The organism is uncultured Amnibacterium sp. (assembly GCF_964244015.1).
Classification (GTDB): domain Bacteria; phylum Actinomycetota; class Actinomycetes; order Actinomycetales; family Microbacteriaceae; genus Amnibacterium.
Window position 1 is genome coordinate 15,524 of sequence record NZ_CAXTHO010000013.1, and the last position, 12,680, is coordinate 28,203.

Here is a 12,680-nt window from a genome sequence, read left to right on the forward strand (position 1 = left end):
CTTCAGCGGCTCAGAGCATCGCTCGGATCGCCTGCGCCACCTCATGAGGCGTCCGCTTCGTCGTGTCGACCAGCACCTCGGCCAGCGCGGCGGCGTCGAGGATGCGGTCCAGCTCCACTGCCCGATGCGCGTGCCACTCGAGGCCATCCGGGTCGTCGGCGTGACGCCCGTCGAGGCGGCTGCCGATCTCGCCCGCCTCGGCCGTCAGCCTGACGACGCTGACCGGACCGCCCACCGCCTCTGCGCAGCGGTCGAGGTCCTCCCGGCTCTCGATGACGCCGGCAGCGATCACGATCTGCGCCCCGGCGGCCCAGTAGTTCGCTGTCATCGCCGCGAGGTTCGCAAGCTGCACCTCGAGCTGGAACGGGTCGCCGACCGGCGGAGGGCGCAGTCGGCGGGTCTCGTCGATGTCGATGACCGCGTGCACGACGCCGTCCTGTGCGAGCAGGTCGCTGAGCGCCGCGGCGGTCGTCGTCTTCCCGACACCGACCGTGCCGATGACGAACACGGTGCGCATCAGCGGTCGACGAGGCCGTTCTCGTAGGCGAAGACGACCAGCTGCACGCGGTCGCGGAGCGCGAGCTTCGTCAGCACGTTGCTGATGTGGGTCTTCACCGTCGCTTCGGACACGTACTCGGTGCGGGCGATCTCGGAGTTCGACAGCCCCTTCGCGGCGTGCGCGAACACGTCGCGCTCGCGGCCGGTCAAGGTGCCGAACGCCTGCGGCACCGGGCGGCGCTCGGCGGGCTCGAACCGTTCCAGCAGCGCCCGGGTGGCGGAGGCGGCCACGACGGCGGTCCCCGCGTGCACGGTCCGGATGGCCGCGATCAGGAAGTCGGGGTCGGCGTCCTTCAGCACGAACCCGCTCGCGCCGGCACGGATCGCGGACGCGGCGTCCGCGTCGAGGTCGAAGGTGGTGAGCACGATGATCCGCGGGCCGGTCTCGCCGCGCGCGGCGGCGCTCTCGAGGATCCGCTTCGTCGCGGCGACGCCGTCCAGCACCGGCATCCGCACGTCCATCAGCACCACGTCGGGCCGCTCGCGGTCAACGAGCGCGATCGCCTCCTCGCCGTTCCCGGCCTCGCCGACCACCTCCAGGTCGGGCTGCGAGCGCACGATCATCGAGACGCCCCTGCGGAACATCTGCTGGTCGTCGACCAGCGCCACGCGGATGCTCATCGGACGATCGACAGGGCCGCGGTGGCGGAGGTCGGCAGGAACGCCCGGACACGGAACGTGTCGCCGTCCGGCCCCGCGCGCAGGTCGCCCTGCACGGCGCCGGCCCGCTCGCGCATGCCGATCACGCCGTGGCCGCCGGGGGAGGGCCGGGATGGCGACGTCGGGTCGATCGCGTTCACCACCTCCACCTCCAGGCCGTGCGGCGTCAGCGCGAGGACGACGGAGGCGGGCCGGGTCAGGTCGCCGTGGCGGAGGGCGTTCGTGAGGGACTCCTGCACGATCCGGAAGGCGGCGAGCTGGGTGGAGGTGCCGAGCGCACCGAGGTCGGGTTCGCGCGTGACCTCGAGCTGCAGCCCCGACCCGCGGAACTGGGCGAACAGCGCGTCGAGGTCGCCGAGCCCCGGCTGCACGCTCGTCGTGCCCTCGTATCGCAGCTGCTGCAGCAGCACGCGCACGTCCGCGAGCGCCGCGCGGGACACGGAGGCGATCGTCTCGAGCGCCTCGTCGACCGACTCCGGGTCCGTGCGGCGCAGCAGCCGCGCGCCGTCGGACTGCGCGATCACGACCGCGAGCGAGTGCGCGACGACGTCGTGCATGTCCCGCGCGATCCTGGTGCGCTCCTGCTCGGCGGCGACCTGCTCGCCGGCCGCGTCCGCCTCCTGCCGGTTCCGTCTCGAGCGCTGAGCGGTGGCGACCAGTAGGCCGAGGGTCCAGGCGAGCAGCAGGGTCACCGCGGTCAGCGCGCCGACGATCCCGAACGAGCCCGCCGCGTGCGGCAGGGTGCTGATCGAGCCGGTGACCGCGGTCAGGAAGCTGGAGCGGGCGACGTACACCCCTGCCACCCCGGCGCCGACGAGCGAGGAGGTGAGGGCCGCCCAGCGCACCGACCGCCTGCCGTAGGCGGCGCAGGCGTAGACGATCGCGGGGATCGCGGCGTCGTAGACGGCGGGGGTGTCGAACGCGAGCATCTGCGCGATCGCTCCCGCCCACGCGCCGATCAGCGCGATTCCGGGCGACCAGCGCCGGACCGCGAGCGCAGCCGCGAGCAGCACGACCGCGGCCCAGGACGCCGGGAGGCTCGTCGGATCCCGCAACGGCACCAGTGCGAATACGAGCAGGAAGGCGCCGGCGATCGCGAGATCGACGATCCTCTGCGTCGTGCTGATCGGACGGAACACGGGGAAAGGGTAGGTGCGCGGAAGCCGACGGGGTCGGTGGCGCCCGTGATCTCCTCCTTCCGGATGAGGCCGGAGGGGAGGCGCAGCGGCCGGCTCTGCTCGCGGTTACGAGGAGGCGGGGGCCTGCACCGAGCCGTAGGTGACGGTGTCGACGTAGATCGTCTCGACGTCGGTGCCCTCGATGACCTCGGCGACGCGGTCGCGCCAGTCGGGGCGGACCAGGGCGCCGAGGGCGTCGAGCACGTGGTCGGGGTCGCCGTCGAACTCGAAGACGGTGACCGTCTCGCGCTCGTGCACGGTCGAGTGGGAGACGCTCACCCGCGCCGGGTAGTCCTCGCGGGCCGTGCCCTCCGGCATCCACGCCTCCACGTACTGGTCATCGGTGACCCCGGCCTTGAGCTTCCTGACGTACACGGCACGCAGCATCTGTTCTCCTTACATCGGCGGCATCCGATCGTCGCCGCCCGGCCTGAACGCCCGCCCGACGTGCAGGTGCGCCCGACGCCCTGCGCGTTCACGCGTGCAGGCGGGTTCACGCGTGCCGGATGCAGCGGTCCGTCGTGGGGCGGGCGTCGAGGCGGGCCGGCGCGATCAGGTCGCCGCAGACCGCGCAGCAGCCGTAGGTGCCCGCCGCGATGCGCGCGAGCGCGGCGTCCACCTCCGCGAGGCGACGCCGGAGGGAGGCGCGCAGCGCGTCCGCCTGCGACCACTCGAACCCGATCGTGGCGCCCTCCGGATCGTGCTCGTCGTCGGCGTTGGTGTCCGCCCGCGCCGCCGTCATCGAGCGGATGCGGTCGTCCGCGTCGGCGAGCCCCGCCTCCGCGTCCGCACGCAGGGCCAGGAGGCGCGCCTCAGCGGGCTCGCCGGACATGTCCGACCGACCAGTCCGGCTGGTCCGCCTCCCGCACGCGGCCGTCGGCGTCGAACACCAGGAACCGCTCGAAGCCGCGGGCGAACCAGCGGTCGTGGGTCACCGCGACGACGGCGCCCTCGAACCGGCCGAGCGCCTACTCCAGCGCCTCCGCGGACTCGAAGTCGAGGTTGTCCGTCGGCTCGTCGAGCAGCAGCAGCGTGGCGCCCTCGAGCTCGAGCAGCAGGATCTGGAACCGCGCCTGCTGGCCGCCGGAGAGGCTCTCGAACCGCTGCTCGGCGCTCTTCACGAGGCCGTATCGGCCGAGCACGGAGGACGCGCCGCCGCGATCCAGGCCGGTCCGGTCTGCCGATCCCGCATCCAGGATCTCGAGCAGCGTCCGGCCTGTGAACTCCGGGTGCTGGTGCGTCTGATTGAAGTACCCCGTCCGGACGCGGTTCCCCAGCCGCACGATGCCAGCGTGCGCGACCGGGTCGCCGACCCCCTCCGTACCGACCCGGAACTCGTCCATCTGGCGCAGGAGGCGGAGGAAGTGGCTCTTGCCCGACCCGTTGCTGCCGAGCACGGCGACGCGGTCGCCGAACCAGATCTCGGACGAGAACGGCTTCATCAGCCCGTTCAGCTCGAGGTCCTCGCAGATGATCGCGCGCTTCGCCGTCCGGCCGCCGAGCAGGTGCATCGTGACCCGCTCCGGGATCGGCGCGGCCTCGGGCATCCCCTCCGCCTGGAAGCGCGCGAGCCGCGACCTCGCCGCCTGCAGCCGCGATGCCATGACGTCGTTGTAGGACGCCTTCAGCTTGTACATGGCGACGAGGTCCTTGAGCTTCTGCTCGTCCTCGAGCCACCGGCGGCGCAGCTCGTCGAGCCGGTCGTTGCGGTCGATCCGCGCCTGCCGGTACGTGTCGAGCCCGCCTCCGTGGAGCCAGAGCGTCGCACCCGCGGCGCCACGCTCGAGCGTCGCGATGGCGGAGGCGCAGCGGGCGATCACCTCGCGGTCGTGGGTGACGAGCAGCACGGTCTTGGGGGAGTCGCGGACGGTGCGCTCGAGCCACTCCTTGCCCGGCACGTCGAGGAAGTTGTCCGGCTCGTCGAGCAGCAGCACGTCGTCGGGGCCGCTGAACAGGCTCTCCAGGACGACGCGCTCTGCTCGCCGCCCGAGAGGGTGGAGGCGCGACGGTGCTGGACCTGCTCGAACGGGATGTGCAGCGCCTCCATCGTCGCGGAGTCCCAGCGGACCTCCTGGTCGTACCCGCCCGCGTCGCCCCATTCGGCGAGCGCTCGGGCGTAGTCCATCTGCGCCCGCTCGCTGTCATGCAGGATCGCGTTTCCTCCGCGGCCTCAAGCTTCGCGGCGGCGGCCCGGATCGCGGGCGGGCTGGTCGTGAGCAGCAGGTCGCGGACGGTTGAGTCGTCGCGGATTGAGCTGATCAGCTGCCGCATCACCCCGAGCCTCCCGGAGAGCCCGCGGGCGCCCTCCTGCAGCGGCACCCGGCCGTCGAGCAGGCCCAGCAGCGGTCGACCGTCGTCGAGCACATGGTCGACGTGCGCGAGCTCGAGGTGCGCCACGGACGCCTCCGGGGTTCACGGCGCGGTGGCCGACTGCGGAAGCAGCCGACCAGCGTCCCCGACTCAGCGCCCTGACGCAACGCGATCACCGATTTCGCCTTTCAGGAGTTTTGGCAGCGGCGAAGCCGCGCCAAAACTCCTGAAAGACGAAACCGCCTCCGGAGAACGCTCCCGGCGGTCAGGCTGTCGCGACGGTCGCGGAGGTTCTCGGCCGGCGGGCCCGGATCATGACCACGACGCCGACGACGGGCACGAGGAAGCCCATCACGGCCGTGAGCAGGATCCCTGCAGATGCGAGCAGCCCGGCGGCGAGCAGCGCCGCGAGCACGACGCGCGTCCGTGGTGGGCCCGGCATCCGGGGACAGGCGACCCAGGCGGCTGCTGCGGCGAGTAGCGCGCCGGAGGCGATCAGCACGCCGAACGATCCGTCGCCCGCCGGGAACGGGCCGGGCAAGCGGGCGATCGCGTTCACGACCAGCCCCGCGGCGGCGAGGAGGATCGCGGTCCGGGCAGGAGCAGGTTCGGTGGACTGGGCCGCCGCGATGAGTACCGGAATTCCCGCGAGGGCGCCGAGCCCGAGGCCGACGGCCATCGCGCCCGTGCCGTCCAGCCCGAAGAGCGCCAATGGCCCGGCCGCGAAGCAGAAGACGGTGGCCGCGACGGCCGCGGTGGTTCCGCCCGCCGCGAGTCCGAATGCCCTCGGATCGGCGCGTCGTCGGCTCCGTGGACGTTCGAGCGGTGGAGGCGCGGAGCGCTGCGGGCGTCCTCTGCCGACCACGAGCGCGGCGGCGAGGGCGCCGGCCGAGCAGACGAAGGCGCCACCCGGCTGCAGGAACGCGAGGCCGAGCGCCGGCGCACCGACTGCACCCACGATGACCGCCGGGACGATCCGGAGGGAGAGCGGCTCACCGGCCGGTCGCAGCACCGCGAGCATCACGACGACGATGAGCGCGGCGACCATGAGCCACGCCAGGCCGAACGAGGCGAGCGTGATCGAGCCCGCCATCGCGGGACCGGCGCGGCCCTCCTCGGCCGCATCGAATCCGAGGCCCCACAGCGTCACCGTCACGGCGCCCGCGACACCGCCGACGCCGCCGATCGCGGGTAGGGCGACGGACCTGCGGGCGCCGATCAGCCCGCCACCGCGGAGCAGCGCCACCCCGACGAGCGTCAGCAGGGGCGGGTCGATCACGAGCGGTACCGGGATCGCCCAGCCACCCAGCGTCCACCCGCCCACGTCCGTCGAGACGAAGTAGAGCACCGTCGCGACCGCGGAGATCGCGGTGGCGACGGAGGCGGCCAGCACGGCCGTGCGCCGGTCCACGCGTTCCGCGAGCCCGTGCAGGACGACCGAGCCCGCCTCCGCGAGGCTCGGCCGGGTTCGGCCCCGCGAATCCGCGGCGTCGAGCAGGGTGCCGAGCAGCACGTCGTGATCGCGCGTCCGCCAGCGTCGTGGATACCAGCGCAGCAGGCGCCGGTAGCGCGATTCGAGCGTCATGCGGGTCTCGCCGAGAGCCGGGTGCGGGCGGCGCGGGTCCGCACGTCCAGCGCTTCCACCTCGCGGGCCAGGCGCGATCCGCCCGCTTCGGTCAGCACGAAGTAGCGCCTGGCTCGACCGTCGAGCACCTGCTCGCCGTCGGCGCTGACGAGCCCCTGCCGGGTGAGTCGCTCGAGTGCCGCGTAGAGCGTCGTCGGCTTCAGCACGACCTCGCCGCCGGACGCGTCCTGCACCTCCTGCAGCACCGCGTAGCCGTGCCGGCGCCCCGCGGCGAGCACGGTCATGATCCAGAAGGCGACCTCACCGAGCTCCGGTTCCCGCATGGCCCGACCATACTCCACCCGGCGTACTACTCCAGATGATGGAGGGTACGAGGAGGAGCCGTCAGGCCTACCAGGCGTAGTCCTCCGGGGCGGGCTTGTGGCCCGGGAAGATCTCGTCGAGCTTCGCGAGCGCCGCCGCGTCGAGCTGCACATCGAGCGCTCGGATGCCCGAATCGAGCTGCTCCATCGTGCGCGGGCCGATGATCGGCGCGGTGACCGCCGGCTGGCGCAGCAGCCACGCGAGCGCGACGTCGCCCGGCTCGTGCCCGAGCTCGTCCGCGAAGTCCTCGTACTGCTCGATCTGCCCGCGGTGCGCCTCCAGCGCCTCCTTCACGCGGCCGGAGGTGCGGCGGCTGGAGTCCCGCTCCTTCTTCAGCACCCCGCCGAGCAGCCCGCCCTGCAGCGGCGACCAGGGGATGATCCCGATGCCGTTGTGCTGCGCGGCCGGGATGACCTCGAGCTCGATCGTGCGGGCGAGCAGGTTGTAGACCGACTGCTCCGAGACCAGCCCGGTGAAGTTGCGGGTACGCGCCGCCTCCTGTGCGGTCGCGAGGTGCCAGCCCGCGAAGTTGCTGCTGCCCGTGTACAGGACCTTGCCCTGCGTGACGGCGACGTCGATCGCCTGCCAGATCTCGTCCCAGGGGGTGTCCCGGTCGATGTGGTGGAACTGGTACAGGTCGACGTGATCGGTCTGGAGACGTCGGAGGCTCGCGTCGAGCGCCTTCCGGATGTTCAACGCGGAGAGCCTGCCGCCGTTCGGCCAGTCCTCCATCTCGCTGTACAGCTTCGTGGCGAGCACGGTCCGCTCGCGACGCCCGCCCCCTCCGGCGAACCAGCGGCCGATGATCGTCTCCGTGCCGCCGAGCCCGCTGCGGCCGCCGTACTGGTTCGCGGTGTCGAAGAAGTTGATGCCCGCGGCGTGCGCGGCGTCCATGATGCGGAAGCTGTCCGCCTCCTCGGTCTCCATGCCGAAGTTCATGGTGCCGAGCACGAGGCGGGAGACGGAGAGGCCGGAGCGGCCCAAGTGTGTGTACTGCATGGAGGCCAGCCTGCGCCCCTGTGGCTTCGCGAAACATGGACCGTGTTGAGTGGAGGGGTGACCCGCGATCTCGCTCTGCTGCCCAAAGGCCATCTGCACCTGCACTTCGAGGCGTCGACGCGCCCGCTGACGCTGCGCGACCTCGCCGCGGAGGCGGACGAGCCGGTGCCGTCGTGGGCGGACTTCGCCGACTTCTCAGATTTCCAGGACGCGTACGGCGACGTCCTCAGGCTGATCCGCCGACCGGAGCAGCTCGAGCGGATCATGACCGAGCTGGCCGACGACGCGAAGGCCGACGGCGTCGTCTACGTCGAGGTGACCCTCGCGCCGGTGCTGCACGCGCACCTGTTCGGCGACGACGCGGCGGTCGCGCTCGACTTCCTGCTCGCCGCCGCGCAGCGCGAGGAGGAGCGGACCGGGGTCGTCATCCGGGCGATGATCGCCTCCGCCCGCACGATGTCGGTCGAGCTGGCGATCGAGGACGCGCGGCTGGCGGCCTCGTATGTCGGCCGCGGCGTCGTCTCCTACGGCCTCCACGCGGACGAGCGCGGCTTCCCGGCGGCGCCGTTCGCCCCCGCCTTCGACATCGCCCGCGACGCCGGGCTGCTGATCACCCCGCACGCGGGCGAGCTGGTCGGACCGGAATCGGTGCGGGAGGCGGTGGAGGTGCTGCATTCCGACCGGATCCTGCACGGCGTCCGCGTGATCGAGGACGCCGAGCTGACCGCGGAGGTCGCGCGGCTCGGCGTCTGCCTCGACGTGTGCCCCAGCTCGAACGTGGTGCTGCACGTCGTCCCGGACCTCGAGCACCACCCGCTGCCCGCGCTGCTCGCGGCGGGCGTCACCTGCTCGATCAACGCGGACGACCCGCTGCAGTTCGGCCCGAACGTGCTGGAGGAGTACGAGCTGAGCCGGACACGCCTCGGCCTGACCGACGAGCAGCTCGCCGGCTGCGCGCGCGCCTCGCTCGCGAAGTCCGGCGCCCCGGAGGAGGTCAAGGCCCGCGGCCTCGCCGGCGTCGACGCCTGGCTCGCCTCCTGACTTTTCGTCTTTCAGGAGTTTTGGCGCGGCTTCGCCGCAGCCAAAACTCCTGAAAGACGAAAAGTCGCGTCAGGACCGCAGGAGTGCCGCGACCGCGGACATCGCGAAGCAGCGGAGGCGGAGGGGGCCGGCCGGCGTCGTCAGCACCAGGGCGCGACGCGGGAGGCGCGCCAGGCGCACGGCGGACACGTCCGTCAGCGCGACCTCGACGACCGCGCCGTCGTGCGAGGTGAACCGGACGAGCCGATCGCTGATCCGGAGCCGGCCGGGCGACCACGCTCCGCCGCCCAGCACGCTCGCACGGCGCGAGGTGAGGACGACCTCCTCCTCAGCCGAACGCACGGGCCAGTCTGTCGACGATCTCGTCCAGCACCGGCTGCGGAGTGGCGAGGATGATCCGAGCGAACCCGCGGCCGGCCTCGCCGCATGCGGCGCCGTCGGTGAGCGCGACGCCGGCCCGCTCGAGGATCACGTCGGCTGGGAGCTCGCCGAGGTCGAGCGCTCGCAGGTCGAGCCAGCCGATGTAGCTGCCCTCCGGCATCCGGTACCCGACCTGCGGCAGCCGCTCGTCGAGGAGCAGGCCGAGCCGCCGACGGGACACGTCGAGGTACCCCCGCACCGCGTCGAGCCACTCGCCGCTCTCCCGGTACGCGGCCGTGGTCGCCGCGACACCGAGTCCGCTCGCACCGTGCGAGGCCAGCCCGGCGACCGACCCGTATCGCTCGGCGTCCGCGTCGTTCGACAGGATCAGCTGCGCGCACTTCAGGCCGGGCAGGTTGAACGCCTTGGAGGCGCTGACCGCCGTGATCGTGTGGTTCGCGGCGACCGCGTTCACGCTCGCGTAGGGGATGTGCCGGTGCTGCCCGAACACGAGCGGTGCGTGGATCTCGTCCGCGAACACCCGGCCGCCGAACCCGTCGACGACCTCGCTCAGCGCGACGAGCTCCTCCCGGGTCAGCACCCGCCCGACCGGGTTCCAGGGGTTGCAGAGCACGAACGTGTCCGCGCCGGCCGCGAACGCCGCGGCGACCCCCGCCAGGTCCAGCTCGGAGCGGCCGTCGACCGCGATGCTCGGCACCTCGATGATCGGGCGCCCCATCAGCTCCGGGATCTTCAGGAACGGCATGTACGCGGGCGTGCTCACGATCACCGGCCTGGTCGGGTCGGAGTAGCGCCGCAGGACCAGGTCGAGCCCCGCCAGCACGTCCGCGACCGGCTTCACCCTGTCCGGCCGGATCGCCCAGTCGAACCGGTCCGCGCACCACGCGACCGTGGCGTCGGCGAGCGCATCGCTCGCGGCCCGGGGAAGGTAGCCCGTGCGGGCCAGATCCACCTGCTCGTGCAGCGTCCGCCGGATCGCGGGCGCGAGCCCGAAGTCCATCTCCGCGACGAACGCGCCGATCGCCTCCGGGAACGCGGCCCACTTCATCCCGCCGCGCGCCCGCAGCTCGGCGATGTCCGGCGTCTCGAACGGGAGGCTCACGCCCCCACCCTGCCGTTCACGAGCTGCCGTTCACGAGCTGCTGCTCAGATCCACGTCGGCGACCACATGTGGATATGCCAGAACCAGTAGGGCACCGGCAGCCCGGCGCTGATGGGGAAGAAGAAGGCGCTGAGCGCGACCGCGGCGACCACGAACACCGCGACCAGGGTGCGACGCACGCGGAGCCCGTAGGACGACTCCGCGGCGAGCAGCTCGTCGGCGGAGTCCGCGCCCGGTGGTCGGACCACCAGCAGTCCGATCGTCGCGGCGAGCGCGAGCAGCATGTACGGCTCGAACGCGATCGAGTAGAAGAAGAACATGGTGCGGTTTGGGTACTGCAGCCACGGCAGGTAGCCGCCGACGAACCCCATCAGGATCAGCGCCGCCTGCCACTCCCGCTTCCGGACGAAACGGACCAGGAGGTAGATGGAGGCGGCGATCGCGGCGTACCAGATCAGCGGGTTCGGCAGGTCGGTGATCGCGGACACGCAGCTCCCGGTGCCGCATCGGCCTGCAGACGTGGCGTCCCAGTACATCGAGGTCGGCCTGGCGATGATCGGCCAGAGCGCTGCCGGCGCCTTGTAGGGGTGCGGGGTGTCGAGCCCCGTGTGGAAGGCATAGATCTGGGACGTCCACGCCCACAGGTCCTGGATCGGGATCGGCACCCACGCGAAGAATCCCGTGGCGGCCTTCGTCCCGCCGTCCTCGATGGTGTGCCGGTCCCAGCCGCCGCTGGTCACGAACCAGCCGGTCCACCCGGCCAGGTAGGCGACGAGTGCGGTCGGGATCATGCTGACGAACACGACGGGCGCCTGCTTCAGCAGGCCCGCCCACGCCCACAACCGCACACCGGCGCGCCTCCGCAGCAGCAGGTCGGTGCCGACGACGTAGAGCGCGAACGCGGCGAGGAAGTAGATGCCCGACCACTTCACCGCGCAGCAGAGGCCGAAGAGCACGCCGGCGCCGATCAGCCACGGCCGCCAGAGCAGGGTCGGCCCCCAGTCGCCGATCCCGCGCCTCCTGCGCATCAGCCAGGCGCCGAGGCGTCGTTCCGCGAAGAACCGGTCCTCGAGCACGCAGGCGAACGCGGCGAGGGCGAAGAACATCACGATGTTGTCGAGCAGCCCGACGCGGGACATCACGATCGCCTGGTTGTCGATCGCGAGCAGCCCGCCGGCGAGCGTCGTCACGAGCGGGGTCCGGAACATGCGGTGCGCGATCAGCATGATCAGCGCCACGGCGAGGATCCCGACGACCGCGACCGAGAGCCGCCAGCCGTAGGAGTTCTGCGCGCCTCCCGCCGCCAGCTCGCCGAGCGCGATGATCCACTTCCCGAGCGGCGGGTGGGCGATGTAGGAGGCGGCGGAGGAGAAGAAGTCGACCTGACCCGCCTCGAACGCGTCGTTGACCGCGTTCTTGCCGGTGAAGCCGCTGGGCGCATCGGTCCAGCTGCCCTCGTACCCGAGGTGCGCGAGGGTCCACGCGTCCTTCACGTAGTAGGTCTCGTCGAACACGAGGTGCTTCGGGTAGCCGAGACCGGCCAGCCGCGCGACCGCCGCGACGAGCAGCACGGCGGGCGGCCCGTAGCGCGCCCAGTCCGAGATGCGGTCGAACAGGCCCGTGGGAGCGGCCGTCTCGGCGACGGGGGCGACGGCCTGCGACACGGAGGAAGGATACGGTCGCGGCATGCTCGTGCTCGCCGCAACCCCGATCGGGAACCTCGGCGACGCCTCGCGCAGGCTGATAGAGGTGCTCGCCTCCGCCTCCGTCATCGCCGCGGAGGACACCCGCGTCGCCCAGCGCCTCCTCGCCGGGCTGCACGTCGAGACCCGCGCTCGGCTCGTCACGGTGAACGAGCACACCGAGAAAGCGCGGATCGCCGAGCTGCTCGACGCGGCGCGGGAGGGGGAGGTGGTCCTCGTCTCGGACGCGGGGATGCCCACCGTCTCCGATCCCGGGTTCGCGGTCGTACGCGCGGCGGTCGACGCGGGTGTCCCGGTGACCGCGGTGCCGGGTGCCTCCGCGGTGCTCACGGCGCTGGCGCTGTCCGGGCTGCCGACGGACCGCTTCGTGTTCGAGGGGTTCCCGCCGAGGAAGCCGGGGGAGCGGCGCCGGTTCCTGCAGACTCTGGCCGCGGAGCCGCGCACGACGGTGCTGTTCGAGTCGCCGAACCGCACAGCGTCGCTGCTCGCGGCGATGGTGGAGGTCTTCGGGCCCGACCGCCAGGTGGTCGTCGCGCGCGAGCTGACGAAGTTCTACGAGGAGGTCGTGCGCGGCACCGTCGCCGAGGTCGCGGCCTGGGCGGAGGGAGGCGTGCGCGGCGAGGTCGTCGTCGTCCTCGCGGGTGTCCCTCCTGTCGCCGCCGACTCGGTCGACGCGCTGGCGCAGGTGCAGGCCCTCGTCGCGGGCGGCGCGAAGCTCAAGGACGCGACCGCCGAGGTCGCGACCGCCACGGGCCTCTCCCGCAAGTCCCTCTACGACGCGGCCCTCGCCTCCCGCTGAT

13 protein-coding genes and 1 pseudogene are annotated in these 12,680 nt (G+C 72.4%); 2 read left to right on the top strand and 12 right to left on the bottom strand.

Features of this window, described 5'->3' with window-relative positions:
- Positions 1 to 10 precede the first annotated feature (10 nt).
- The 9 genes and pseudogenes from ACFE67_RS02965 to ACFE67_RS03005 all read right to left on the bottom strand — a co-directional run bounded on the left by ACFE67_RS02965 (position 11) and on the right by ACFE67_RS03005 (position 7,653).
- A complete protein-coding gene (locus tag ACFE67_RS02965) occupies positions 11 to 517 on the bottom strand; it encodes an AAA family ATPase (protein WP_375405386.1) in 507 nt (168 codons plus the stop codon).
- Positions 517 to 1,179: a response regulator gene (locus ACFE67_RS02970; protein ID WP_375405387.1), complete on the bottom strand. Its 663-nt coding sequence runs from the start codon at positions 1,177 to 1,179 to the stop codon at positions 517 to 519. The genes ACFE67_RS02965 and ACFE67_RS02970 overlap by 1 nt, the downstream gene beginning before the upstream one ends.
- Positions 1,176 to 2,357: a sensor histidine kinase gene (locus tag ACFE67_RS02975; protein ID WP_375405388.1), complete on the bottom strand. Its 1,182-nt coding sequence runs from the start codon at positions 2,355 to 2,357 to the stop codon at positions 1,176 to 1,178. The genes ACFE67_RS02970 and ACFE67_RS02975 overlap by 4 nt, the downstream gene beginning before the upstream one ends.
- A 105-nt stretch (positions 2,358 to 2,462) precedes the next feature.
- A complete protein-coding gene (locus ACFE67_RS02980; protein ID WP_375405389.1) occupies positions 2,463 to 2,783 on the bottom strand; it encodes a hypothetical protein in 321 nt (106 codons plus the stop codon).
- Between the two features lie 106 nt (positions 2,784 to 2,889).
- Positions 2,890 to 3,228: a TraR/DksA family transcriptional regulator gene (locus tag ACFE67_RS02985; protein ID WP_375405390.1), complete on the bottom strand. Its 339-nt coding sequence runs from the start codon at positions 3,226 to 3,228 to the stop codon at positions 2,890 to 2,892.
- Positions 3,209 to 4,793 (bottom strand): annotated as a pseudogene (locus tag ACFE67_RS02990) (ATP-binding cassette domain-containing protein). Before ACFE67_RS02990 ends, ACFE67_RS02985 begins: the two are co-directional and overlap by 20 nt.
- A 178-nt stretch (positions 4,794 to 4,971) precedes the next feature.
- Positions 4,972 to 6,291, bottom strand: coding sequence for a hypothetical protein (locus tag ACFE67_RS02995; protein ID WP_375405391.1), 1,320 nt, complete (start codon positions 6,289 to 6,291; stop codon positions 4,972 to 4,974).
- Positions 6,288 to 6,614 (bottom strand): PadR family transcriptional regulator, encoded by a 327-nt coding sequence (locus tag ACFE67_RS03000; protein ID WP_375405392.1) that lies wholly within the window; start codon positions 6,612 to 6,614, stop codon positions 6,288 to 6,290. Before ACFE67_RS03000 ends, ACFE67_RS02995 begins: the two co-directional genes overlap by 4 nt.
- Before the next feature lie 67 nt (positions 6,615 to 6,681).
- Positions 6,682 to 7,653 (bottom strand): aldo/keto reductase, encoded by a 972-nt coding sequence (locus ACFE67_RS03005; RefSeq protein ID WP_375405393.1) that lies wholly within the window; start codon positions 7,651 to 7,653, stop codon positions 6,682 to 6,684.
- Between the two features lie 57 nt (positions 7,654 to 7,710).
- Here ACFE67_RS03005 and add point away from each other — a divergent pair, with 57 nt between their 5' ends.
- Positions 7,711 to 8,694, top strand: coding sequence for an adenosine deaminase (gene add, locus ACFE67_RS03010; RefSeq protein WP_375405394.1), 984 nt, complete (start codon positions 7,711 to 7,713; stop codon positions 8,692 to 8,694).
- 69 nt (positions 8,695 to 8,763) lie between these two features.
- Here add and ACFE67_RS03015 read toward each other — a convergent pair whose 3' ends face one another.
- From ACFE67_RS03015 to ACFE67_RS03025, 3 genes are read right to left on the bottom strand one after another with little or no spacing between them, the layout of a single operon-like run.
- A complete protein-coding gene (locus ACFE67_RS03015) occupies positions 8,764 to 9,036 on the bottom strand; it encodes a hypothetical protein (protein ID WP_375405395.1) in 273 nt (90 codons plus the stop codon).
- Positions 9,023 to 10,177 carry a MalY/PatB family protein gene (locus tag ACFE67_RS03020; RefSeq protein ID WP_375405396.1) on the bottom strand — a complete coding sequence of 385 codons (1,155 nt, stop codon included), beginning with the start codon at positions 10,175 to 10,177 and terminating at the stop codon, positions 9,023 to 9,025. The genes ACFE67_RS03015 and ACFE67_RS03020 overlap by 14 nt, the downstream gene beginning before the upstream one ends.
- Before the next feature lie 44 nt (positions 10,178 to 10,221).
- Positions 10,222 to 11,841, bottom strand: a complete 1,620-nt coding sequence (locus tag ACFE67_RS03025) for a dolichyl-phosphate-mannose--protein mannosyltransferase (protein ID WP_375405397.1) — start codon at positions 11,839 to 11,841, stop codon at positions 10,222 to 10,224.
- Between the two features lie 22 nt (positions 11,842 to 11,863).
- Between ACFE67_RS03025 and rsmI the strand changes: the two genes are divergently transcribed.
- Positions 11,864 to 12,679 carry a 16S rRNA (cytidine(1402)-2'-O)-methyltransferase gene (gene rsmI / locus ACFE67_RS03030; protein ID WP_375405398.1) on the top strand — a complete coding sequence of 272 codons (816 nt, stop codon included), beginning with the start codon at positions 11,864 to 11,866 and terminating at the stop codon, positions 12,677 to 12,679.
- The last annotated feature ends 1 nt before the right edge of the window (position 12,680 follow it).